This window comes from Aeromonas sp. SCS5, assembly GCF_001887375.1.
GTDB classification, from domain to species: domain Bacteria; phylum Pseudomonadota; class Gammaproteobacteria; order Enterobacterales; family Aeromonadaceae; genus Aeromonas; species Aeromonas jandaei.
Genome location: NZ_LFCS01000006.1, coordinates 229,148 through 254,240 on the forward strand (window position 1 = coordinate 229,148; position 25,093 = coordinate 254,240).

21 protein-coding genes are annotated in these 25,093 nt (G+C 59.8%); 5 read left to right on the plus strand and 16 right to left on the minus strand.

The window, feature by feature from the left end; translation table 11 throughout:
- Positions 1-14: 14 nt before the first annotated feature.
- From BS300_RS08860 to BS300_RS08870, 3 genes are read left to right on the plus strand one after another with little or no spacing between them, the layout of a single operon-like run.
- Positions 15-935 (plus strand): AAA family ATPase, encoded by a 921-nt coding sequence (locus tag BS300_RS08860; protein ID WP_071912237.1) that lies wholly within the window; start codon positions 15-17, stop codon positions 933-935.
- Positions 932-1,915, plus strand: a complete 984-nt coding sequence (locus BS300_RS08865; RefSeq protein WP_071912238.1) for a DUF58 domain-containing protein — start codon at positions 932-934, stop codon at positions 1,913-1,915. The genes BS300_RS08860 and BS300_RS08865 overlap by 4 nt, the downstream gene beginning before the upstream one ends.
- Positions 1,902-3,872 (plus strand): DUF3488 and transglutaminase-like domain-containing protein, encoded by a 1,971-nt coding sequence (locus BS300_RS08870; protein WP_071912240.1) that lies wholly within the window; start codon positions 1,902-1,904, stop codon positions 3,870-3,872. The genes BS300_RS08865 and BS300_RS08870 overlap by 14 nt, the downstream gene beginning before the upstream one ends.
- Before the next feature lie 73 nt (positions 3,873-3,945).
- On the opposite strand, the gene BS300_RS08875 is transcribed toward BS300_RS08870, so the two are convergent.
- Complete coding sequence (locus BS300_RS08875; protein ID WP_041208088.1) at positions 3,946-5,376, minus strand: sodium:alanine symporter family protein; 1,431 nt, start codon at positions 5,374-5,376, stop codon at positions 3,946-3,948.
- Between the two features lie 711 nt (positions 5,377-6,087).
- On the opposite strand from BS300_RS08875, the gene tal reads away from it, so the two are divergent.
- Complete coding sequence (tal, locus tag BS300_RS08880; protein WP_071912242.1) at positions 6,088-7,038, plus strand: transaldolase; 951 nt, start codon at positions 6,088-6,090, stop codon at positions 7,036-7,038.
- A gap of 159 nt (positions 7,039-7,197) precedes the next feature.
- A complete protein-coding gene (locus tag BS300_RS08885; protein WP_005338547.1) occupies positions 7,198-7,380 on the plus strand; it encodes a DUF3545 family protein in 183 nt (60 codons plus the stop codon).
- Between the two features lie 148 nt (positions 7,381-7,528).
- Here the strand turns inward: BS300_RS08885 and accA are convergent, their stop codons facing one another.
- The 15 genes from accA to pyrH form a co-directional block, all read right to left on the minus strand.
- Positions 7,529-8,479 (minus strand): acetyl-CoA carboxylase carboxyl transferase subunit alpha, encoded by a 951-nt coding sequence (gene accA, locus BS300_RS08890; RefSeq protein WP_033116084.1) that lies wholly within the window; start codon positions 8,477-8,479, stop codon positions 7,529-7,531.
- A gap of 15 nt (positions 8,480-8,494) precedes the next feature.
- Positions 8,495-11,974 carry a DNA polymerase III subunit alpha gene (gene dnaE, locus BS300_RS08895; protein ID WP_041208431.1) on the minus strand — a complete coding sequence of 1,160 codons (3,480 nt, stop codon included), beginning with the start codon at positions 11,972-11,974 and terminating at the stop codon, positions 8,495-8,497.
- A gap of 68 nt (positions 11,975-12,042) precedes the next feature.
- On the minus strand, positions 12,043-12,633 hold the full coding sequence (gene rnhB / locus BS300_RS08900; RefSeq protein ID WP_043849329.1) for a ribonuclease HII: 591 nt from the start codon (positions 12,631-12,633) through the stop codon (positions 12,043-12,045).
- Positions 12,634-12,786: 153 nt separating this feature from the next.
- Positions 12,787-13,926, minus strand: coding sequence for a lipid-A-disaccharide synthase (gene lpxB, locus BS300_RS08905; RefSeq protein ID WP_071912245.1), 1,140 nt, complete (start codon positions 13,924-13,926; stop codon positions 12,787-12,789).
- Positions 13,919-14,710: an acyl-ACP--UDP-N-acetylglucosamine O-acyltransferase gene (gene lpxA / locus BS300_RS08910; RefSeq protein ID WP_042030265.1), complete on the minus strand. Its 792-nt coding sequence runs from the start codon at positions 14,708-14,710 to the stop codon at positions 13,919-13,921. Before lpxA ends, lpxB begins: the two co-directional genes overlap by 8 nt.
- A gap of 5 nt (positions 14,711-14,715) precedes the next feature.
- Positions 14,716-15,177: a 3-hydroxyacyl-ACP dehydratase FabZ gene (gene fabZ / locus BS300_RS08915; protein WP_005338559.1), complete on the minus strand. Its 462-nt coding sequence runs from the start codon at positions 15,175-15,177 to the stop codon at positions 14,716-14,718.
- 24 nt (positions 15,178-15,201) lie between these two features.
- Positions 15,202-16,221, minus strand: coding sequence for a UDP-3-O-(3-hydroxymyristoyl)glucosamine N-acyltransferase (gene lpxD / locus BS300_RS08920; RefSeq protein WP_005343790.1), 1,020 nt, complete (start codon positions 16,219-16,221; stop codon positions 15,202-15,204).
- Between the two features lie 3 nt (positions 16,222-16,224).
- Positions 16,225-16,737 (minus strand): OmpH family outer membrane protein, encoded by a 513-nt coding sequence (locus BS300_RS08925; RefSeq protein ID WP_033116088.1) that lies wholly within the window; start codon positions 16,735-16,737, stop codon positions 16,225-16,227.
- A gap of 149 nt (positions 16,738-16,886) precedes the next feature.
- Entirely contained in the window at positions 16,887-19,418 is a 2,532-nt protein-coding gene (gene bamA / locus BS300_RS08930; protein ID WP_071912246.1) for an outer membrane protein assembly factor BamA, read from the minus strand.
- 34 nt (positions 19,419-19,452) lie between these two features.
- The gene (gene rseP / locus BS300_RS08935; RefSeq protein WP_071912248.1) at positions 19,453-20,805 is read right to left on the minus strand and encodes a sigma E protease regulator RseP; all 1,353 of its coding nucleotides are present in this window, start codon (positions 20,803-20,805) and stop codon (positions 19,453-19,455) included.
- Positions 20,805-22,001 carry a 1-deoxy-D-xylulose-5-phosphate reductoisomerase gene (gene ispC / locus BS300_RS08940; RefSeq protein WP_071912250.1) on the minus strand — a complete coding sequence of 399 codons (1,197 nt, stop codon included), beginning with the start codon at positions 21,999-22,001 and terminating at the stop codon, positions 20,805-20,807. The genes rseP and ispC overlap by 1 nt, the downstream gene beginning before the upstream one ends.
- Positions 22,001-22,858 carry a phosphatidate cytidylyltransferase gene (locus BS300_RS08945; protein WP_041208079.1) on the minus strand — a complete coding sequence of 286 codons (858 nt, stop codon included), beginning with the start codon at positions 22,856-22,858 and terminating at the stop codon, positions 22,001-22,003. Before BS300_RS08945 ends, ispC begins: the two co-directional genes overlap by 1 nt.
- 27 nt (positions 22,859-22,885) lie before the next feature.
- Positions 22,886-23,662, minus strand: a complete 777-nt coding sequence (gene uppS, locus BS300_RS08950; protein WP_033116093.1) for a polyprenyl diphosphate synthase — start codon at positions 23,660-23,662, stop codon at positions 22,886-22,888.
- A gap of 72 nt (positions 23,663-23,734) precedes the next feature.
- Positions 23,735-24,292 (minus strand): ribosome recycling factor, encoded by a 558-nt coding sequence (gene frr, locus BS300_RS08955; RefSeq protein ID WP_041208078.1) that lies wholly within the window; start codon positions 24,290-24,292, stop codon positions 23,735-23,737.
- A 48-nt stretch (positions 24,293-24,340) separates the two neighbouring features.
- Positions 24,341-25,075, minus strand: a complete 735-nt coding sequence (gene pyrH / locus BS300_RS08960) for a UMP kinase (RefSeq protein ID WP_041208077.1) — start codon at positions 25,073-25,075, stop codon at positions 24,341-24,343.
- Positions 25,076-25,093 lie beyond the last annotated feature (18 nt).

Below are 25,093 nucleotides of genomic sequence, written 5' to 3' on the forward strand. Positions count from 1 at the left end.
AAGCGGGAGGAATAGTGGAATCACAGGAACAGATCACGGCGGTGCTGAGAGCGCTGGAACAGGTGATTCTGGGTAAACCGCTGCAGCTCAAGGTTGCACTGGTCACCCTGCTGGCCCGTGGCCACCTGCTGATCGAGGATCTGCCCGGCATGGGCAAGACCACTCTGGCTCAGGCGCTGGCGCAGGTATTGGGATTGAGCTGCCGCCGGATGCAGTTTACCGCCGATCTGCTACCTGCCGATTTGCTGGGCCTGCAGATCTTTGATCCCCTCCAGCAGCACTTCACCTTTCACCCCGGCCCCATCTTCACCCAGGTGCTGCTGGCCGACGAGATCAACCGCGCCAGCCCCAAGGTGCAGAGCGCGCTGCTGGAGGCGATGGCCGAGCAGAAGGTAAGCATCGAGGGGCATACCCATCCCCTCCCCACTCCATTTTTCGTCATCGCCACCCAGAACCCGGCCGATCAGGCGGGCACATATCCCCTGCCCGAATCCCAGCTCGACCGGTTTGCCGTGCGGCTTTCACTCGGTTTCCCTCCTCGCGAGGCGGAGCGCAGACTGCTGCGCGGCCAGCAGCTGAGCCAGCCTCTCCCCTGCCTGCTGGACGCCGATGCCCTGGCCCTGTTGCAAGCCGAAGCCGAGGCCATTCACCTATCGGATGCCACCCTCGACTACCTGCTGGCACTGGTACAGCAGAGCCGGTTTGATGGCGAGCTGCCACAGCCCCTCTCCCCCCGAGCGGCCCAGATCCTGCTGGCGGTGAGCCGGGCTTGGGCGCTGGCAGCGGGGCGACGTTTCGTCACGCTGGAGGATGTGCAGGCGGTCTTTCCCTATGTGGCGGAGCATCGGTTGCGGGGCAGTTTTGGCGTGCAGCACGGCGAAGCCTGCCCCCTGAGCCAGCGGCTGCTGGCCAGCGTCGATCCGGATCGGCCATGACTGACTGGCGCCAGCTAAAGGATCGCTGGCAGCTGCGCTGGCTTGATCGCCGCATCCCTCCGTCACGCCAGATCACGCTGGGGCCGCGCAGCCTCTTCATCCTGCCCACCCGCATGGGGTTGCTCTATCTGCTGGTACTGCTCGCCATCTACCTGCTCGGCACCAACTACCAGAACAATCTGGTACTGCTGGTTGCCTACTGCCTCGGCAGCCTGTTTATGACGGCCATGTGGCTCACCCATCGCAACTTGCTGGGTCTGGCCTTGATGGGCGGGCCCACAGCTACCGGCGAGGCGGGCAGCCAGCTCCCCATCAGAATACGGGTACAGAGCCCGCGCCCGATCTACGGCGTTCAGTTCACCTTGGGTGATGGCGTGCTCTGGCAGGCCGAGATAGGCTCCACGCCCCTAGACCTGCTGTTGCCGGTCACGGGTCGGCGCCGCGGTCGCCTCCCCCTTGGCCGGCTTAAAGTCGAGAGCCGCTATCCCCTCGGCCTCTTTCGCTGCTGGTCGCTGCCAGATCTGCAACTGGAAGGGTGGGTCTACCCCAAGTCTGTCCATGGCCCGCTGCGGGAGGGTGAGAGCACCACAGCCGACGAACAGCAGGGGGATATGTTGCCAGCCGCCATTGGCGACTTTGATACCTTGCGGGCCCACCAGCAGGGCGAAGCCATGAGCCGGATCGCCTGGAAGCAACTGGCACAGGGGCGAGGCCTGCTCAGCAAGCAGTTCTGTGAGCCGCATCGGTCTGGCCGCCATCTCACTCTGTCGCGGGTAGCAGGTGGCAATCTGGAGCAGCGGCTGGCGGTGCTCGCTTGGTGGTGCTGCGACTATGGCAAACAGGGGCTTCCCTTCTCCCTGACGCTGGCCCGGGAGACGTTGGGGCCTGATAGCGGCCCCGCATTTGTACAGCGCTGCCTGCTGGCACTGGCGCAACTGGATAACCCGGCAGACGAGGGCAGAACAGATGCTGCTCGATAACCGGCGCCTGCTGCCCCTCATCGCCCTGCAACAGCTGCTGCTCATTGCCGCACTCTGGCCCCAGCTACAGCTATGGGTCATGGCGGTGGGCGCCATCACCCTGTTTACCCGCGCCATGATGCTGTGGCGCGGATGGCGGCCTCCACCGGCACGAGTGCTGGCGATACTGGCCATCGGCAGTTTGTTGATGCTCCTGCTGCAGTGGCGGGGATTGGGCACCCTGCCCGCGCTGGTCAACCTGCTCTGGCTCGGCTATAGCCTCAAGCTCATCGAGGTTAGGCGCGATCGGGATGTCGAACAGGTGCTGCTGCTCGCCTTCTTTCTGATTGCGCTGGCACTGGTGCAGCGCCAAAGCATCGGCTGGGCGCTGTTGATGGCGCTCTCGCTCTGGCTGGCGGTCACTGCACTGGTCAATGCCGCAGCCCCGCAGCAGAAGCGCCCATGGCGCAGCGCGGGCGGCGCACTGCTGCTCGCCCTTCCCCTGCTGCTGACTCTCTTTATCGTGCTGCCAAGGTTGCCACCGCTTTGGCAGATGCCGACCGCAAGCCATGCCCTGACGGGCCTCTCGGAAGAGGTGGCGCCCGGCGACATCAACGAGCTGGTCAGCTCCTCCGAGCTGGTGTTTCGCGTCACCTTTGCCGATGGCCCGCCGCCGGCTCCCGAGCGCTACTTTCCGGTCATGCGGCAGGAGTATTTTGACGGACGGCGCTGGCAACTGAGCGCAGAGGTGAAAAGATGGCAGCAAACAGTCCCCTTGCTGAACGTGACATCCACACTATCAGATAGCCCGCTGCCCGCGGGGAGCTATGAAGTGCTCGCCGAGCCGCAGCGCCATCGCTGGGCCTTCGCCATGACGGCGCCCCGCGTGATGGAGGGGCCGGTACAAACCACTCCCATCGCGACCCTCTATCGACAGGGAAGCAACGAGCTGGCCATCCGCTATCGGGCAAGCACAGCGACGCTCCCCGATGCTACAGAGCGTGAACGGCAGCGCAACCTCCAGCTACCTGCCGAGGGCAATCCGCAGGCGCGGGCCTATGCCCGGGAGCTTGCCACCCGTTATCCCGAACCGAGCTCGCTGGTCGGGGCCCTGATGACCCGATTTCGCAGCCAGCCTTACACCTATACTCTGACACCGCCGCGGCTTGGCCCGGATGGGGTGGACGATTTTCTGTTCGATACTAGGCGGGGATTTTGTGGCCACTACGCCATGGCAACTGCCTTTGTGCTGCGGGCAGCCGGTATTCCGGCACGACTGGTGACCGGCTACCTCGGTGGCGAGTGGAATCCGCAGGGCAGCTATCTGGCAGTCCGCCAGTTCGATGCCCACGCTTGGGTGGAGTATCTCGACCGGCAGCAGCATTGGCAGCGCATCGACCCGACCGCAGCCGTCGCACCGGAGCGGATCGAGGGCAATATGGCGCAGGCGCTTGGCGAGCAGTTTGCCGCCGCCGATCCCCTCTCTTTGCAGCGCTATCGCAGCTGGGCCCTGCTCAACCAGTTGCGTTGGTGGGGCAACAATCTCGACTACCAGTGGAGCCGCTGGGTGTTGGGGCACGATGCCAGCCAGCTCTGGCAACAGGTTGCGCAGCGCTGGCCATCGCTGGCTGGGCAAACCCCCTGGCTTATCCTGCTCAGTTTGCTACTGGTCGCTCTGATGGTGAGCCTGCCGCTCCTCTGGCCTGCCCGCGCCCCCGCAACCCTGCGGATCTGGCAGCCACTGCTGCGCCGGGGAAAAGCGGCCGGCTGCACAGTGCAAGCGGGCGAGACGCTGGGCCAGTGGTGTGAACGACTGGCAACGCTGCGCCCCGCTCTATCCCGCCCCTTGCTGCAGGCGGCCTGGCTCTACCGGCGCTGGCGTTACGGGCCGCTCACCGCCCATCAGCAGAAACGCTGCCTTCGACAGCTGAAACGGCGAGTGCGCCAGATTTGCCAGAGCTGGGATCGCCAGACATAAGCGCATCACACAAGGCATAAAAGCAGAGAGGGGAGCCACCGGCTCCCCTCTCTTGCACATCATGCAACACGGATTACTTTTTGACGGGATTATCCCAGATACCCTCTTCCAGCTGGGAGCGGATCTCGGGGTACTTGTTGGCATCAAAGGTGGGCACCTTGCCCAGCCTGAGCTGGTCGTTGTAATCCTTCGCCAGCTTGATGGCGACGCCGGAGAGCAGCAGGATGGCCACCAGGTTGACGATGGCCATCAGCCCCATGGAGACATCCGCCATCGCCCAGACGGTCGGCAACTCTCCTACCGAGCCGAACATCACCATCCCCAGCACAAACATCCGGAACAGCATCAGGCCGCCCTTGTGGTTGTGCTCGAGGAACACCAGGTTGGTCTCGGCATAGGAGTAGTTCGCCACGATGGAGGTAAAGGCGAAGAAGAAGATGGCCGCCGCGATAAAGATATTGCCGCCATGACCAATCTGGGAGGAGAGCGCCCGCTGGGTCAGCTCCACCCCGGTCACACCGGAGCCCGGCTCAAACTGGCCGGACATCAGGATGATGGCCGCGGTACAGGTGCAGATGATGATGGTGTCCATAAAGACCCCCAGCATCTGCACATAGCCCTGGGAGGCCGGGTGCGGCGGATAGGGCGTGGCAGTAGCCGCTGCGTTGGGGGCCGAGCCCATCCCCGCTTCGTTGGAGAAGAGACCGCGCTTGATACCGTTGATCATCGCCTGGGAGATGGCATAGCCCAGCGCCCCCGAACCTGCCTGCTCAATGCCGAAGGCAGATTTGAAGATCAGCATCATCACGTGGGGCAGCTCGCTGATATTCATGGCTACGATGACCAGCGCCAGCAGGATGTAGGCCAGCGCCATAAAAGGTACCACCAGCTCGGCAAAACGGGCGATGCCACGAATACCGCCGAAGATGATGAGACCGGAAAGCGCCACCAGTGCCAGACCGCTGACCCAGTCAGGAATGCCGAAGGCCACCTTCATCGCCAGACTGATGGAGTTGGCCTGCACCGCATTGAACACCAGACCAAACGCCAGAATGAGGCAGAGCGAAAAGAGCACCCCCATCCAGCGCATGCCAAGCCCCTTCTCCATGTAGTAGGCTGGGCCGCCACGGTAGTTGCCATCCTCATCCTTGACCTTGTAGAGCTGGGCCAGAGTGCTTTCGACGAAGGCGGTCGACATGCCGATAAAGGCGATCAGCCACATCCAGAAGATGGCGCCGGGGCCACCCAGATAGATGGCAACGGCCACACCGGCCAGATTGCCGGTACCGACCCGGGCGGCAAGGCTGGTGCAGAGTGCCTGAAAGGAGGAGATGCCGGCGTTGTCCGATTTGCGGCTGTTTTTCAGCACGGAGAACATGTGGCCGAAGTGGCGGATCTGGATAAAACCCAGGCGGAAGGTGAAGAAGATACCGACCCCGATGAGCAGGTAGATGAGCACAGCTCCCCACATCAGGTCGTTTAGCATCGCAATCAAGGTGTCCATAATTCTCTCGTTGTTATTCACATCCATGGCCAGTGCAAATCTGCGTACACAGGCCGCTTTCTGTCTGTTGTTTAATTATCGTGTCGCTAAAGGGGCGGAATCTAGCACAGCGGAAGAACCCGGAATAGTGATCCCGATCACCCTGGACACAAAAAACGAACGGAAAACGCCACTAAAGCTCCATTTAAATCGCAAACTTTCAACAAATCCAATAATTTAATCAGACAAACGCGAATATAGCTCCATAGGAGTATTTTTCTGCCGGCCTATTTCTCTCCGTCAGAAACAGGCAAACGCTTGCATGAAACGGCTTTCAAGAGGGGATATTTCGCAAAACGTTTTCGCTGTAAGAAAATTTCAAGTATGCAACTCAACAATTTATGTGATCGGCCACGCAAATATGAATATTGGCTAAAAAAAATGGCTTGGTGGCAAACCGGAAACAGTCTGCCAAAAAATATAAAAAACCTTATTAATCAGTATGTTTTGCGCATTAAAACGGAACTTCTCAACAGCCTGAATATTTAACAGCCAAGTGCCCCTATTGCAGGAAGCACCACATAAGTATTAATTAGGCAGGCAATGATGATGGGTCATACCCATCGCGCTTTTCTGAGCCTGAGGCATCAAGATCCTGTAATTTTATTTCAGAACCACCGTCTCAAGCCCGCAACCCAGGGATTACTCCCTCATTAAGAGATGACATTCGCTATGGCCGATAAATTAACCCAGCTGAAAGCCCTGACCACTGTTGTTGCCGACACCGGCGATATCGAAGCGATCAAACGCTATCAGCCCATCGATGCCACCACCAACCCCTCTCTGGTTCTGAAAGCCTCCGAGATCCCCGAGTACGCACCGCTGATCGAAGACGCCATCAAGTGGGCCAAATCCCAGAGCCAGGACAAGGCACAGCAAATCATCGACGCGGGCGACAAGCTGGCAGTCAACATCGGTCTGGAAGTGCTGAAGATCGTTCCGGGCCGCATCTCCACCGAAGTGGATGCCCGTCTCTCCTTCGATACCGGCGCCAGCATCGCCAAGGCCCGCAAACTGATCCGTCTCTACAACGAAGCCGGCATCAGCAACGACCGCATCCTGATCAAACTGGCTTCCACCTGGGAAGGGATCCGTGCCGCCGAGGTGCTGGAGAAAGAGGGTATCCAGTGCAACCTGACCCTGCTGTTCTCCTTCGCCCAGGCTCGCGCCTGTGCCGAAGCCGGCGCCTTCCTGATCTCCCCGTTCGTGGGCCGCATCCTCGACTGGTACAAGGCCAAAAATGGCCGTGATTACACTGCCAGCGAAGATCCGGGCGTAGTCTCCGTTACCTCCATCTACAACTACTACAAGCAGCACGACTACCCGACCGTGGTCATGGGCGCCAGCTTCCGCAACACCGGCGAGATCCTGGAGCTGGCAGGCTGCGACCGTCTGACCATTGGCCCGGCCCTGCTGGAAGAGTTGAGCAAGACTGAAGGCGCCGTGGTACGCAAGCTGGACTACACCGGTGAGCACAAAGCCAAGCCGACCCCGATGACCGAGGCCGAATTCCGCTGGGAACTGAACCAGGACGCCATGGCTCACGAGAAGCTGGGCGAAGGTATCCGCATGTTTGCCATCGACCAGGGCAAGCTGGAAACCATGCTGGCTGGCCGCCTGTAATCGGTTAATTTTTCTACGAAAAACCGGGCTCCCTCAGGGGGGCCCGGTTTTTTTGTACCCGACTTTTAGCACGGTCATAGAGCTGTAACGAAAACGTTTTATTTTCAACCTCGTTATGTTATACGGATGGTGAAAACGATAAAAACCAAGGAGGGAGCCATGGAAATGTTCAACTTCGATTATGACGAGGTAGTTGAGCTCGGTTCACGTAGCCGCGGGACAACGGGAAAAAAACGCAAATGGCGCGAGATTGAGGCGTTGAAAGACAAGCACCGCCTGCAGAAGGAGCTGCAATCAATCGATATCGCCTATGAAGGTCTGACCGACGAGATTGAGCTGTAATCGAGTCAATCTTGGTAAAAGCGCCCCGCTCACCTGGGGCGCTTTTTTTGCCTCCAACCGGCGCTCAGAAGCACACCTGACAGCTTGTTACAGGGCTATAAAACAAAAGCCCCCGTATCGACGGGGGCTTGGTGCAGAGCGAGTGGACTTAGCAGTAACCGTAGCCCAGCAGACGCTGGTAACGCTGCTCCAGCAGTTGCTCGCTATCAAGCGGACGCAGGGCATCCAGATCCTGCTTGATGCGCGCCTTGAGGTTTTTGGCCATCTTGGCGACATCGCGGTGAGCGCCGCCAAGCGGCTCCTCGACGATGGAGTCGATGAGCTTGAGCTCTTTCAGACGCTGGGCAGTAATGCCCATCGCATCGGCCGCCACGGAGGCCTTGTCGGCACTCTTCCACAGGATGGAAGCACACCCTTCCGGCGAGATGACGGAGTAGGTGGAGTACTGCAGCATGTTGACGCGGTCGCCCACGCCGATAGCCAGTGCGCCGCCGGAGCCGCCTTCACCGATCACGGTGCAGACTACCGGCACGGTCAGACCGGCCATCACCTTCAGGTTGCGGGCAATCGCTTCGGACTGGCCACGCTCCTCGGCACCCACGCCCGGGTAGGCGCCCGGAGTGTCGATAAAGGTGATGATCGGCATCTTGAAGCGCTCGGCCATCTCCATCAGGCGCAGGGCCTTGCGGTACCCTTCCGGGCGCGGCATGCCGAAGTTGCGCTTGATCTTCTCCTTGGTCTCGCGACCCTTCTGGTGACCAATCACCATCACCGGCTCGCCGTCGAGACGGGCGATACCGCCCACGATGGCCTTGTCGTCGGCATAGGCGCGATCGCCAGCCAGCTCGTCAAAATCGGTGAAGATATGCTCGAGGTAGTCGAGGGTGTAAGGGCGCTGGGGATGACGCGCCATCTGGGATACCTGCCAGGCACCCAGATCACCGAAGATCTTCTTGGTCAGCTCTTCGTTTTTCTTCTCCAGCCGATGGATCTCGTCTTTAAGATCCACGGCACGATTGCCTTCACTCACATGTTTGAGTTCATCAATCTGCGCCTGCAACTCGGCAATCGGCTGTTCAAAATCCAGAAAAAGACTCATAGGGCCTTAGAACCTCTAATCAAAAACCAACTCGACCCGCTCTCGCCCAAGCAGGACGCGCAAGTCATCTAACAGTTGATCGGTGGGCGTCACCCGCCACTCGGTACCGAGCGTCAATCGCACCCGGGAACCGGGGCGACGATAGTTTACCTGAACCGGACAGACTCCGGCACGGGCGGGCTCCAAAATCTCGCACAAACGCGGAAAAAAGCGATCATCGATACGCTGTTCATCAAGGGAGATGCGAATTGCTCTGGCAAAACGCTCCCTCGCATCGTTGATATCCAGTAATTCACGGGCCGACATTTTAAGGCCACCGGAGAAGTCATCAAAGCTGACCTGTCCAGAAACCACCAAAATACGGTCTTTTTGCATCAACTCTTCGTACTTTTCCAGCGCTTCGCTGAAAAGTGTCACATCGAGACGGCCGGAGCGGTCGTCCAGAGTGAAGATCCCCATCTTGTTGCCGCGCTTGGTCACCATGCTGCGGGCGGCAATCACCAGCCCCGCCGCCGTGGTCACCGTATCGCGGGAAGTAGGATGCAGATCGCACAACCGGCCCGACGTATAACGACGCAGCTCGCCGCTGTACTGGTTGATGGGGTGGCCGGTGAGATAGAGGCCGAGGGTCTCGCGCTCCCCTTCCAGCCACACCTTGTCAGGCCAGTGCGGCACATTGGCGAACGCCTTCTTGACGTCGTCAATCTCCTCGGTAAGCACGCCGAACATGTCGACCTGCCCCACCGCCTGCGCCTTGGCATGCTGCTCGGCGGCGCGCATCGCCTCCTCCAGGGTCGCCATCAGGGCGGCGCGGTGAGGGCCCAGCCGATCCATGGCGCCGGAGAGAATAAGCTTCTCCATCACCCGCTTGTTGAGCTTCTTGATGTCGACCCGGTTGCAGAAGTCGAACAGGTCGCGGAACGGGCCGTCCCGATCCCGCGCGTCCAGAATCGCGTCGATAGGGCCTTCACCCACCCCCTTCACCGCGCCGATACCGTAGACGATATGACCATCTTCATTGACGCTGAAGCGGTAGCGGCCGGTATTGACGTCCGGCGGGATCACGGTGAGCCCCATCCGCTGGCACTCGTCCACCAGGGTCACGATCTTGTCGGTGTTGTCCATATCGGCGGTCATGACCGCCGCCATGAACTCGGCCGGGAAGTGGGTCTTGAGCCAGAGGGTCTGGTAGGAGACCAGCGCATAGGCGGCGGAGTGCGACTTGTTGAAGCCGTAGCCCGCAAACTTCTCCACCAGATCGAAGATCTTCATCGCCAGTTCGCCGTCGACGCCATTCTTGATGGCGCCCTCTTCGAAACCGGCCCGCTGCTTGGCCATCTCCTCGGGCTTTTTCTTACCCATCGCCCGGCGCAGCATGTCCGCGCCACCGAGCGTGTAGCCCGCCAGCGTCTGGGCAATCTGCATCACCTGCTCCTGATAGAGGATGATGCCGTAGGTGGGTTCGAGGATGGGCTTGAGGCTCTCGTGCTGCCACTTTTCGTCCGGATAGGAGATGGCTTCATTACCGTGTTTACGGTCGATGAAGTTATCCACCATGCCTGACTGGAGCGGGCCCGGTCGGAACAGGGCCACCAGTGCGATCATGTCTTCGAAACAGTCGGGCTGCAGCCGCTTGATGAGGTCCTTCATACCGCGGGATTCAAGCTGGAATACCGCTGTGGTCTCGTAGCGCTGCAGCAGGTCGAACGAGCGCTTGTCATCGATGGGAATGGCGGCGATGTCGACCGGCGGCTTGCCCTCTTTGGCAAGGCGCGGGTTAATCATGCCGAGCGCCCAGTCGATGATGGTGAGCGTTCGCAGACCGAGGAAGTCGAACTTCACCAGACCGGCGTATTCCACGTCGTTCTTGTCGAACTGGGTGACCGGGTGATGACCCTCGTCATCGCAGTAGAGCGGCGCAAAGTCGGTGATCTTGGTGGGCGCGATCACCACGCCACCGGCGTGTTTACCGGCGTTGCGCACCACCCCTTCCAAGCGGCGGGCCATGTCGATGAGGTCTTTGACCTCCTCGTCCTGCTCGTAGAGCTCGGGCAGCTTGGGCTCGGCCTCGAACGCCTTGGCCAGCGTCATGCCCGGATCCGGCGGGATCAGCTTGGAGATACGATCGACAAAACCGTAGGCGTGGCCCAGTACCCGACCCACGTCCCGCACCACCGCCTTGGCCGCCATGCTGCCGAAGGTGATGATCTGCGACACAGCCTCCCGCCCATACATGTCGGAAACGTGCTCGATCACCTCGTCGCGCCGATCCATGCAGAAGTCGACGTCGAAGTCAGGCATGGATACCCGCTCGGGGTTGAGGAAACGTTCGAACAGCAGGTCAAATTCCAGCGGGTCGAGGTCAGTGATCTTGAGGGCGTAGGCCACCAGAGAGCCTGCACCCGAACCACGGCCCGGGCCAACGGGGATGCCGTTGTCCTTGGACCACTGGATAAACTCCATCACGATGAGGAAGTAACCCGGGAAGCCCATCTGGTTGATTACTTTCAGCTCGATATCGAGGCGCTCGTCATACTCGGGACGGCGCTCGGCCCGCACCGCCGGATCCGGGAACAGGAACTCGAGACGCTCCTCCAGACCCTCTTTCGATTTGGCCACCAGAAAATCTTCGGTAGTCATGTCGCCAGTCGGGAAGTTAGGCAGGAAATATTCGCCGAGGCGCACCGTCACGTTGCAGCGCTTGGCGATCTCCACCGTGTTCTCCAGCGCCTCGGGGATGTCGGCAAAGAGCTCGCACATCTCCTCCTGACTGCGCAGGTACTGCTGCGGGCTGTAGCGACGGGGACGGCGCTTGTCCATCAGGGTATAGCCATCGTGGATGGCGACCCGGATCTCGTGGGCGTCGAAATCATCGGCGTTGAGGAACACCACCTCGTTGGTGGCCACTACCGGCAGCTCGAACTCGGTGGCAATGGCCACCGCCATGTGCAGGTAGACCTCCTCGTCAGAGCGGCCGGTGCGCAGCAGCTCGAGGTAATAGGCATCCGGGAAGTGGGTCTGATAGAAGGCGACGCACTGCTCGGTCATCTGGCGGTTGCCCTTGAGCAGGAACTTGCCCACATCCCCCTCGCGCCCGCCGGAAAGGACAATCACCCCCTTGGCGTGTTCGGCAAGCCAGGCCTTGTCGATGACCGGACGCCCCTGCACATGGCCGCGCTGGTAACCGCGGGAGATGAGCAGGGTGATGTTCTGGTAGCCCTCGTTGTCCATGGCAAGCAGGGTGAGGCGGAACTGCTCGTCACCGAGCTCGTCACTCTGCACCCAGAAGTCGGCACCGACGATGGGTTTGATCCCCTTGCCGTGGGCTGCGCCATAGAAGCGCACCAGACCGCACATATTCATCTGGTCGGTCAGGGCAATCGCCGGCATGTTGTCGGCCGCGGCAGCCCCGACGATGGGATTGATCTTCTGCAGTCCATCCACCATGGAGAAGTCGGTGTGGACTCGCAAATGGATAAAACGGGGGTCAGCCATCGTCATGCCCTCTCATTACGCAAGCAGAACCAGCCAAGGCAGAAATCGTTCCGACAGATCAGCATGGATTATTCGAGCCCCAGTGCGCGGCGCACCGGCTTGAAGCTTTTGCGATACTCCGGCAGCGGGCCGCGCTCGGCCAGAATGGCGAGGTGCTCCGCAGTCGGATAACCCTTGTGGCGGGCAAAACCGTACTCGGGATGACGGCTGTCCAGCTCGGTCATCTCCGCATCACGGGTCACCTTGGCGAGGATCGAGGCGGCGCTGATGGCGGCCACCAGACTATCGCCCTTGACCACGGCACGCGCCTCCATCGGCAGAGCAGGACAGCGGTTGCCATCGATAAAGACCAGCTCGGGCGTCACCTTCAGCCCCGCTACGGCGCGCTGCATCGCCAGCATGGTGGCATGCAGGATGTTGAGATCGTCGATCTCCTCCGGGGTGGCTCGGCCGATGGCGAAGGCCAGCGCCTTCTCCTTGATCTCGTCAAACAGAGCGAGGCGCTTCTTCTCGGAGAGCTTCTTGGAGTCCGCCAGCCCGGCAATCGGATTGGCCGGGTCGAGAATGACCGCGGCGGTGACCACGTCACCCACCAGCGGGCCGCGGCCCACTTCGTCCACACCGGCAACCAGCTTGTCGTCAGGAATATCGATCATCATCTTGTAGCCTTGAATCAAAACAAGGAAGGTAGGTTCGAATAGCGAAGCGTATTCGAACGTTCCCTGGGCATCTATTAGTTAGGTGAGCGTTCGGTGACACAGTGACGCGATCGTCCGATTACGCCGCAGCGCGGCTAATCGAACCTACCGCTGCTACCTGCCGAGCAGCTCGGCTACCGCCTCGGCAGCCTGCAGATCGGCGTTGCAGCGAATGAGTTGATGGAGCTCGGTGAAGGTGTTGACCAGCGCACTGTTGTCGTGCTCGAAATATTTGCTTACCTCTTCCACCAGATTCTCCGGGGTGCACTCGTGCTGGATGAGTTCCGGCACCAGCATGCGCCCGGCCAGCAGGTTGGGCAGGGAGACAAATTCGGTCTTCACCAGCCGCTGGGCCAGCCAGTAGCTGAAGGGCTTGAGCTTGTAACCCACCACCATCGGCTTTTTCACCAGCATGGCTTCGAGCGCCGCGGTGCCGGAGGCGAGCATCACCACGTCGGCGGCGATCATCGCCTCGCGCCCCTGCCCTTCCAGCAGCACCATCTCGAGATCCGGTGCCACTTCGGCTTTGATAGCCATGAATTGCTCACGCCGTTTCTGGTTGACCAGCGGCACGATAAAGCCGAGATCCGGATAGCGCACCGTCAGGTGTTTGCACGCTTCGAGAAACAGAGGGGACATAAAGCCCACTTCCGCCGTGCGGCTGCCCGGCAGTACAGCCAACCAGCGGCGGTTGGCATCGATGCCCAGCTTGCGGCGCACGGCAGCCTGATCCGGCACCAGCGGAATGTCATCCGCCATGGTGTGGCCGACAAAACGGCAAGGGGCCTCGAAACGGTCGTAGAAAGCTTTCTCGAACGGCAGGAAGGCAAGCACCATGTCGGTGGCGGCCTTGATCTTGTGAATGCGGTTCTGACGCCATGCCCACACCGAGGGGCTGACATAGTGAACCGTCTTGATACCGGCGCGGCGCAGTTTCAGCTCCACCCCGATATTGAAATCCGGTGCATCCACCCCGATGAAGATGTCGGGCGGATTGGCGATGAAGTGACGCAGTAGTTCGCGACGGACCTTGAGGATACGCGGCAGACGCCCCAGCACCTCGGTGATCCCCATGACGGAGAGCTCTTCCATCTCGAACAGGGCCTTGACGCCCAGAGCCTGCATGCGCGGCCCGGCGATCCCTTCAAACTGCGCATCCGGGTAGCGGACTTGCAGCTCGCGCACCAGACCGGCAGCCAGAATGTCGCCGGAGACCTCTCCGGCGACGATACCGATACGAACCGGATCAGGCACGGATGATCCCGCGCTCGTTGTCTTTGAGGAAGTCAACATAGAGCTGGACGGCCGGTTCGGCTTGCGCCATCTCGATCAGCACAGGCAGCACCTCTTCGATGGTCTTGCCAGAGCGGAAGATCTCTTTGTAGGCACGCTTGACGGCAGAGATGGCCTCAGCGCTGAAACCGCGACGACGCAGACCTTCGGAGTTGACCCCGAACGGCTTGGCGTAGTTGCCGGCGGCCATCACGTAGGGCGGCACGTCCTTGTTCAGGGCGGCGCAGCCACCAACAAAGGCGTGAGAGCCAACGCGGCCGAACTGGTGAATGGCAGAGAGACCACCGAAGATCACGAAATCGCCGATCACCACGTGGCCCGCCAGGGTCGCGTTGTTGGCGAAAATGCAGTTGTCACCGATGATGCAATCGTGGGCAACGTGAACGTTGACCATGAACAGGTTGCCGCTACCGACCTTGGTCAGGCTCTGATCCTGGATGGTGCCGCGGTGCACGGTGCAGTTCTCGCGAAAGACGTTGTTGTCGCCAATCTCGAGGAAAGTGCGCTCGCCGGCGTACTTCTTGTCCTGGCAATCCTCACCGATGGAGGTGTGCTGGAAGATCTTGTTGCCGCGACCAATCTTGGTCGGGCCCTTGATCACCACGTGGGAGCCCACCCAGGTGTTGTCGCCGATTTCTACCTCGGCGCCGATGACAGAAAAGGGGCCGATTTCAACCCCTTTACCGATCACGGCAGACTCATGGACGATAGCAGTATCGTGAATGGTGGCAGTCTGGTCGATCACGTGTGTTAAACCTCGCGTTTGGCGCACATCAGCTCGGCGGTACAGACCACTTCACCGTCGACGGTGGCGACACCGGTGAACTTGGCAATACCGCGACGCTCTTTCAGGAACTCCACGTCGAGCACCAGCTGGTCACCGGGGCCGACCGGACGCTTGAAGCGAGCGTTGTCGATTGAGGCAAAGTAATAGAGTTCATTGGGGGACGGCTTGCCCACCATGGTAAAGGCCAGGATACCGGTGGCCTGCGCCATCGCTTCGAGGATCAGTACGCCCGGGAACACCGGCTTGGCCGGGAAGTGCCCCTGGAAGATCGGCTCGTTGAAGGAGACGTTCTTGATGGCGCGCAGGGTTTTGCGCTCATCGCTGATCTCGTAGTCGTCTACACGATCCACCATCAGGAACGGATAACGGTGGGGCAGCAGATCCATAATTTCCTGGATGCCCAGGCTCTTCTTTTCAGTAGTCAAAACAGTACCCTATACCAATCGTGATTATTCTTGATCCAGCTTCTTCTCAAGCTTGCTTAACCGCTTGTGCATCTCTTCGATACGCATCACCCGGGCGGCGGTCTTGCGCCACTCTTTATTGGTTTGCAGAGGGATGCCGGAAGAGTAGACACCGGGCTCGGTAATGGGTCGCATCACCATGGCCATACCGGTAACGGTGGCCTGGTCACAGATCTCCATATGCCCGTTAAAGACGGAAGCGCCGCCAATGATACAGTATTTGCCGACCTTGAGACTACCAGCCATCACGGTGGAGCCCGCCACGGCGGTGCCGTAGCCGATCTCGACGTTGTGGGCGATCTGGCACTGGTTGTCGATGATGACGTTGTCAGCGATGCGGGTATCTTCCAGCGCACCGCGGTCGATGGTGGTGCAGGCACCGATCTCGACCCGGTTGCCAATGGTCACGCCGCCGAGCTGGGGGATCTTGATCCACTCGCCACGTTCGTTGGCGTAACCGAAACCATCGGCACCGATCACTGTACCGGATTGAACCAGACAGTCGGTACCCATGGTCACATTGTGATAAAGGGTGACGTTGGCCCACAGCCGGGAGCGAGCTCCCAGCCGGGTATTCTTGCCAACGAAACAACCCGGGCCAATGCGGACATCGTCACCCAGCACGACGCCGGATTCGATCACTGCATTGGCACCGATGGCCACTCTCTCGCCCAGCTGGACGTCGGCCGCGATGACGGCACTCGGATGGATATCCATGGCCGGCTGCGGGGTGGTGTCCAGCAGTTGGGCTACCCGGGCAAAACCCACGTAGGGATCCTTGAGCACCAGCGCATTGGTGGGACAGAAAGGGAGATCCGCCTCTGTGATAAGCACGGCAGTCGCCTTGCTCTGCTCCAGATAAGAGCGGTACTTCTTGTTGGACAGGAAGGTAATCTCACCCTCCCCGGCCTTTTCCAGTGTCGCTACCTTGCGGATTTCCAGGGTTCCGTCGCCATGGACCTGGGCCCCCAGTTGCTGGGCCAGCTGTGCGAGAGTAAATGCCATCAATTAGTTGCTCTTGCTTACCTGAGAAATAACCTGGCCGGAGATGTCCAGCTTGCTGGCGGCATACGGGGCGGCATTGCGCTCCAGCACCAGATCGTAACCATTGCTCTTGGCGATGGAGTCGATGGCAGCTTGCACCTTGGTCAGGATCTTGTTGCGCTCTTCAGACTGACGACGGCCATTGTCCTGCTCGAATGCCTGGCGCTTCTGGTTGAACTCCATCTGCAGCTTGGCCAGCTTCTCCTGGCTCTGCTTCTTCTGCTCGGCGCTCATGAAGGCTTCATCCTTGCGGAACTTCTCGACCAGCTTCTGGCCTTCCTGTTCCAGCTTCTGCAGCTCGCGCATGCGCGGCTCGAATTCGCCTTTCAGCTTGGCGGCAACGGCTTCACGCTGGGGCAGCTTTTGGAAAACTTCGCCCATGTCGACCACGGCAATCTTGGTCTCAGCGAAGGCAGAACCCATGCCGGCAGCCATCAGTGCAAAGCTCAAACCAGCTACTTTCAACGCTTTATTCACACTTACTCCTTGTTCCCTCATGGCGAGGGCTACCTGATTTACCCGATTATGCAAGCGGCATTGACACCGTCTTGTTACCTGGTGAGGCACGCAAGCTGCGCGTCCCATCATTGAATACCCCCACCGTATGGGTGGGGGTGAAACACTCATCAGAAGGTACGGCCGATGTTGAACGAGAAGAACTCGGTACGGTCACCCTCATATTTCTTGATCGGCTTGGCCAGTGCGAATACCAGCGGGCCCATGGGAGAGAGCCACTGCAGGGAGACACCGGCAGAGACCCGGATGTTACCCGGGCTGGAGTAGTCCTGGCTCAAGTAGTTGCAATCTGCCCCGGCGGCGCAGGGGTAGGCACCATTGGCAAAATCGGTGCTCCAGACAGTACCGGCATCAATAAAGGCGGTAGAGCGGATCTGCGGACGGTAGGTCTCGGAGACGAACGGAGTCGGGAAGACCAGTTCGAACGAGGCCACTGCCAGAGCGTTGCCACCGACCGAGGTGTCGGAACCTTCGTAGTTACCTGTTTCACATGGCTGATTGCCGGTACAGCCACCGGTACCAGGCTTGGTATAGGTCTTGTAGATCGCCTTGGGACCAATGGTATTGCTCTTGAAGCCGCGCACCGTATCGAAACCACCGGCGTAGTAGTTTTCGAAGAAGGGGAGCATGGAGTCATTGCCATAGCCATTGCCGTAGGAGACGCGCCCCTTGCCGATCATTACCCAGCTGTGATCCGCATCGAGCGGGAAGTAGTGGGCATCTTCGGCGGAGAGCTTGTAGTACTGCAGCTCCATGCCCGGTACGGTCACCTTGGCGTTGACCCGCTGGCGATCACCGGCGGTCGGGAACATCCCCTTGTTCAGGGTGGAGCGGGTCCAGCCTGCGGTCAGGTCGACAGTCACGAAGTCGAGGTTGGAGCCATCCTGCGAATAGAGGTTCCAGAACTGATCCATCTGCACCGACTGGCGGTTGTCGTTCCACTGATCCCAGCAGTAGGTGTTGCCATTGGTATCCGGGTTGTCTTTCAGACACTCCTGATAGTTCTGGGCATTGAACGAAGGACGGCTCAGCTTGGTGCTCTCGACACCGGTACTGAAGTCGAGACGGTTGAACTCGTTGACCGGGAAACCGCTGGAGAGACGGAAACCGATGGTTTCGTTTTCATAATCAACGATATCCGCATCATCGGCACGGAACTGGTTGTAGTAGACCCGGCCACCCAGGCTGACGCCATCGACGGTGAAGTAGGGGTCGTTGTAACTCAGATCGACGTTCTTGGAGTAGTCGTTGGTGCTGGCGTTGATGGCAACCCGCTTGCCGGTACCCATGAAGTTGTCCTGGGAGATCCCCGCCTGCAGGCTCAGGCCCGATTCGGTACCGTAACCCACACCCGCGTTGATGGAGCCGGCCGGCTGCTCCTTGACCTTGAAGTCGAGATCGACCAGGTCCTCGTTGCCCGGCACCCGCTTGGTGTCCACTTCCACGCTCTCGAAGTAGCCGAGGCGGTTGAGGCGGCTCTTGGACTGCTCGATATTGTCCGAGGAGAGCCAGGTGCCCTCCATCTGGCGCATCTCGCGGCGCAGCACCTGATCTTCGGTGGTGGCGTTGCCGGTGAAGTTGATGTTGCGCACATAGACACGCGGACCCGGCTCAACGTTGACGATGAGCTCGACTTCCTTGGTCTTGTCGTTGATCTGCGGGAACGTGACCACTTTCGGATAAGCATAACCATAACGACCGAGGAACTTGGAGAGTACCTCTTCGGTGTGGGTGACCTGGCTTGCAGAGTAGGTGCTGCCCGCTTCGATGGGGATCAGCCCCTTCATCTCGCCGCCGCGGTCGATCAGATCGCCCTTCAGCTGGACGCCGGAGACCTTGTACTGCTCCCCTTCCTTGATATTGAGGGTGACGTAAACGCCCTTCTTGTCCGGGGTCATGGAGACCTGGGTGGACTCCTGCTGGAAGCGGATATAACCGCGGTCCATGTAGTAGGAGCGCAGGGTTTCGATATCACCGGCCAGCTTCTGCTTCTGATAACGCTGATCCGCGGTGAAGTTCCACCAGGGCACTTCGTCACGCAGGGAGAGCTGGGCAATCAGCTTCTCTTCCGGGAAGACGCTGTTGCCGACGATGTTGATCTGCTGGATCTTGGCAGCCTGACCTTCGACGAAGGTGAACTTCAGGTCTACCCGGTTGCGCGGCAGCGGGGTGACGATAGCCTTGACCTTGGCGGAGTACTTGCCCACGCCATAGTAGAAATCTTCCAACCCTTTTTCGAGGGAGGTAAGCACGGTGCGATCCAGCGGGTCGCCGACACGGATGCCGGAGGACTCCAGACTCTGGGTCAGCTGCTCCTCTTTGATATCCTTGTTGCCGGAGAACTCGATGCTGGAGATGGTCGGACGCTCCTTGACCATCACCTGCAGCACCTGGCCATCGCGGTAGACCTTCACATCCTCGAAGTTGCCCGAGGAGTAGAGCTTCTTGATGGCATTCGCCAATGCGACGGAGTCGACAGAGTCGCCAACCCGGATCGGCAGGTTCAACAGTGCCGCACCCAGGGTCACCCGTTGCAAACCTTCGACCTGGATATCTTGCACCACAAAAGAGGCAGGGGCCGCCTGGGCCAGGAAACTGGCGCCCAGCAGGCAACTCAACACCAATGCTTTTTTAACAGCCATTTTGTTCTTATGTGTCCTTGTTGATGCTCTGGCCTCAGAGGCGAGCGAAATCGTTAAACAGCGCAATGCCCATCAATAACATCAGAATGGCGGCACCGATCCTGAAACCCACTTCCTGAATTCTCTCCGACACCGGTTTGCCAGTGACCGCTTCGATAAGGAAATAGACCAGATGGCCACCATCGAGCACCGGCAGGGGGAACAGGTTGATTATCCCCAGGTTGACGCTGATCAGCGCCAGAAAACTCAAGAAATAGACCAGACCATAGTCGGCACTGCTGCCCGCCCCCTTGGCAATGGAGATGGGGCCGCTCAGGTTATCCAGCGACACTATGCCAGCAACCAGCTTGCCGATCATGTCAAAGGTGAGCGTGATCAGGCTCCAGGTCTTCTGGGCTCCCTGCCACAGGGCCTGCAAAGGGCCATACTGTAACAGAATTCGGTATTCATCCGGTAATGGAACCAGTTGCGGCGAGAGCCCGACAAAACCAACCAGTTTGCCCTGCACCTTTCTGGTATCCGGGGTCAGGGTCACATCAAGGTCGCGGTTGTTGCGCTCGACCACTACCTGCAACGGTGCGCCCGGTGCGTGCTGCACCAGCTCGACGAACTGGGCCCACTCGGTGATCTCCTGCTCGCCGACCCGCTTGATGCGATCGCCAACCTGCAAACCCGCCTTTTCACTGGCACTCTTGGCTACCACGGCCGACACCACAGGCAATACCTTGCCACCAAGGGGCACGATCCCCAAGCTGCCGATCGGGGATTCCCGGTCCGGATCAAACTTCCAGCTCTCCAGCGACAGATTCTTGTCGGTGGCATAGCTGGTCTGGGGGGCTTTCACCTTGAGGGTGACCGACTGATCGCCCAGATGGCTCAGCAGGGCATAAGTGACGCTCTCCCAGTCGCCGGTCTGCTCATCACCGACCCCGACAATCTCCATGCCCGGCAGGATGCCCGCCTCGGCCACGATGGACGCAGGGCGTACCTCGCCAATCACCGGTTTTACCGCCGGCACGCCAATCATGAACATCAGCCAGAGGGCAAACAGGGCAAAGACGAAGTTGGCCATGGGGCCAGCCGCAACGATGGCCATCCGGGCCCATACCGACTTGTGGTTAAAGGCGTACTGCTCGTCGCCGGGTTTGAGCTCATCCACCCGGCCATCCAGCATCTTGACGTAGCCACCCAGCGGGATCAGGGCCAGCACGTATTCGGTGCCGTCCTTGCCAAGGCGACGCCAGATCGCCTTGCCAAAACCGATGGAGAAACGCTCAACCTTTACCCCGCAACGGCGGGCAACCCAGAAGTGGCCAAACTCGTGTACCGCGACCAGCAGGCCAAGGGCAACGACAAAGGCCCCGATATTCCACAACACACCGCCCATCAGCCAAGCTCCTCAATCAGGTGGCGGGCACGGGCACGCGCGACGCCATCCAGGGCAAACAGATCGTCGAGGGAGCTCACGGCACTGCTCTCCAGCGCCAGCATCACCGCCTCGTTGATCCGGGCAATATCCATAAAGCCAATCCGCTCGGCCAGGAAGGCGGCAACCGCCTCTTCATTGGCCGCATTGAGCGCAGTGGTTGCTGCTTGCCCCTTGTGGCAGGCATTGATGGCCAGCGCCAAGCAGGGATAGCGATCGTAATCAGGCCGGATAAAGCTGAACTCTCCGACACTGAAGAAATCCAAAGGTTCCACGCTGGAAGGGATGCGATTGGGATAGGCCAGCGCGTGGGCGATAGGAGTGCACATATCGGGGTTGCCGAGCTGGGCCAGCACGGAGCCATCCTTGTACTGCACCATGGAGTGGATCACCGACTGCGGGTGGATCACCACCTGGATCTGCTCGGGCGCCGCATTGAACAACCAGCGCGCCTCGATATACTCCAGCCCCTTGTTCATCATGGTGGCGGAGTCGACTGAAATCTTGGCCCCCATCGACCAGTTGGGGTGAGCGATGGCTTGTGCCGGCGTGACATGAGCCAGCTCGCCAACCTCGGTATAACGGAACGGGCCACCGGAACCGGTCAGCAGGATTTTGCTGATCCCCGCCGCCGCCAGATCGCAGAAACCGGGTTGGCGCTGCACCTCGGTCGGCAGGCACTGGAAGATGGCGTTATGTTCGCTGTCGATGGGCAGAAGCTCGGCACCATGCTCACGCACGGCCTCCATGAAGAAGGCACCGGACATCACCAGCGCCTCCTTGTTGGCCAGCAGAATGCGCTTGCCGGCACGTACCGCAGCCATGGTGGGGGCGAGTCCGGCCGCACCGACAATGGCCGCCATCACGCTGTGAGCATCGGGGTGAGCGGCTACGTCGCACAGGGCGGCGGCACCAGACATGACCCTAGTCGCACTGCCGTGCGCTTGCAGACGAGCAGCCAGCTCACGGGCGGCCTCCTCATCGACCATCACGGCAAAACGGGGGGAGAATTCGAGACAATCCCGCAACATGGCATCCACGTTGCGGGCGGCGGTCAACGCCAATACTTGCCAACTGCCCGGGTTGTGGCGCAGCACCTTCAGGGTACTCTGACCAATGGAGCCGGACGCCCCCAGAATAACCAGAGACTTGTGCATCAGAACTCCTGGCTGAGTAGCAGATAGCTGAGCAGGAACACCGGCAGGGCGGCCGTCAGGCTGTCGATCCGGTCGAGGATGCCACCATGGCCCGGCAGCAGGGAGCCGGAATCCTTGATACCGGCCTCACGTTTGAACATGCTCTCGGTCAGATCGCCGAGTACAGAGGCGAGCACCGCCAGCAGCGAGCAGAACAGCACGATCCCCATCTTGGCGGGCACAAAGCCCATGAACCAGGTCACCCCCACCGCCAGCAGGCTGGCAGTAAAGAGGCCGCCACACATCCCTTCGATGGTTTTACCCGGGCTCACGGCCGGTGCCAGCTTGTGTTTGCCGAACGCCTTGCCGAAAAAATACGCGCCAGAATCTGCCGCCCAAACCAGACCCATGACGAACAGCAGGATCCAGGCCCCCATCATGGGGTCGTGATAGAAGTTGTAACCACGGATGGCCACCAGTGACCAGAAGAAGGGAACCAGAGTCACCAGACCAAACAGGGACTTGAGCCAGACCGACTCTTTCCACAGCTTGGCGCTTTGGGGATAGCGCAGCACCAGCAGCAAGCCGAGCAGCCACCAGCTGACGGCGGTCCAGAGCACGCCCATCACCAGCGGGTGCAGATGGGGAGTCCAGAGCTGCTCCACCGGCAACCAGAACAGGCTGGCCCCGAGCAACAGGCAGAATACGATGGGTAACCATTGTTGCGGGGCGGCAGAGACAAAGCCGCTCCATTCACGGCTGGCCAGCAAAAAGACCAGCGCAGCCAACAGGGCAAAAAACTTCAATGGCAGAAAGAAAAGCGCCCCCAATACCAGGGGGATCAACATCAAAGCAGTAATAATTCGTTGTTTTAGCAAAAGAAACCTCTCTCTTGGGAGCGGGGTTTAGCCGGTCTGCTGCTCGGCGATCAATTCCCGGATCTGTTCACCCGTACAACCGAAGCGGCGTTCGCGGGCAACAAAGGAGGCAACGGCCTCACTGAACTCGGCCTCGTTGAAATCGGGCCACAACACCGGGGTAAAGTAGAGCTCGGCATAGGCGAGCTGCCATAAAACAAAATTGCTGATGCGATGGTCACCACCAGTACGGATCAGAAGATCCACCGGGGGCAGATCGGCCATGCATACCTCGCGGCCAAGCATGGACTCATCAATCTGGTCGGCCGACAATTCACCGGCCGCCACGGCAGTGGCCAGCTTGCGGGCCGCTTGGGCGATATCCCACTGGCCGCCATAGTTGGCCGCAATGTTCAGGGTCAACCCCTTGTTGTTGGCGGTCAGCGCTTCCGCCTTGGCGATCTTGGCCTGCAGCCGCTCGCTGAAGCGGGCGGTATCACCGATCACCTTGAGCCGGATGCCGTTGCTGTGAAGCTTGCTCACCTCACGGCCCAGCACGGTAATGAAGAGCTCCATCAAGGCACTGACCTCCCCTTCCGGGCGACGCCAGTTCTCGCTGGAGAAGGCGAACAGGGTCAATGCTTCGATCTTGGCCCGGGCGGCAAAGGTCACCGCCTCACGCACCGACTTGACGCCAGCCTTGTGCCCATAGACCCGCATCTTGCCACGGTTCTGGGCCCAGCGGCCGTTGCCATCCATGATGATGGCGACGTGACGGGGCAAAGAGGTGTTGGCGCAATCACCCAACGCAGCCAAAAGCGACATGGTTTTCTCCCACAAAGACAAAAGCGCCGTGCAGGGGCACTACACGGCGCTCGTAATATACCTTTCAGGCGCTTAGATTTCCATTAGCTCCTTCTCCTTTGCAGCAAGGGCCTCATCGACCAGCTTGATGTAGGAGTCGGTCAGTTTCTGGATCTCTTCCTGGGCGCGACGGTCGTCGTCTTCGGAGATCTCTTTGTCCTTCAGCAGCGCTTTCAGATCGGCGTTGGCATCGCGACGGATGTTGCGCACGGCAACACGGGCGTTTTCCGCTTCACCACGAACAACCTTGGTCAGGTCGCGGCGACGCTCTTCGGTCAGCGGCGGCAGCGGCACACGCAGGCTCTGGCCGTTGCTGGAGGGGTTCAGGCCCAGATCGGAAGTCAGGATCGCTTTCTCTACCGCCTGGATCATGGAGCGGTCAAATACGGAGATGGAGAGGGTGCGAGAGTCTTCGGCTACCACGTTGGCCAGCTGCTTCAGCGGAGTGGCCGCACCGTAGTACTCAACCTGGATACCGTCGAGCAGGCTCGGGTGAGCACGGCCGGTACGGATCTTGGACATCTGGGTCTTGAGTGACTCGACACTCTTGCCCATGCGCTCCTTGGCGTCGTTTTTAATCTCGTTGATCACAGCGGTTTTCCTTTTGGCGAACGAGCCGCCACGCGGCTCGCATCTATCTTATTTGCTGACGTGATGGATCAGGGTACCTTCCGGCTCACCCATGATAACCCGGCGCAGGGCACCCGGTTTGTTCATGTTGAACACGCGGATCGGCAGATCATGGTCACGTGCCAGAGTAAAGGCAGCAAGATCCATCACCTTGAGCTCTTTTTCAAGAACTTCATCATAACTCAATTCATGGTACAGCACGGCATCCGGATTCTTGACCGGATCCTCGTTGTATACACCATCGACCTTGGTGGCTTTCAGCACCACGTCGGCTTCGATTTCGATCCCGCGCAGACAGGCCGCAGAATCGGTAGTAAAGAAGGGGTTGCCAGTACCGGCAGAGAAGATCACCACTTTGCCTGCACGCAGCTGGCTGATGGCTTCGGCCCAGACGTAGGAGTCACAGATCCCCTGCAGGGAGATGGCAGACATCAGACGGGCATTCACATAAGCACGATGCAGGGCATCACGCATGGCCAGACCGTTCATCACGGTTGCCAGCATACCCATGTGGTCGCCCACCACGCGGTTCATGCCCGCTTTGGCAAGACCGGCACCACGGAACAGGTTGCCGCCACCGATGACCAGACCGACCTGAACACCCAACTCAACCAGCTCCTTGATCTCTTGGGCCATCCGATCCAGCACCGCCGGATCAATGCCGAAACCCTCGGCGCCTTGCAGGGCTTCACCACTCAACTTCAGAAGAACACGTCTGTATGCAGGTTTGGGATTGGTACTCATGTCACTGATTCCTGGTCA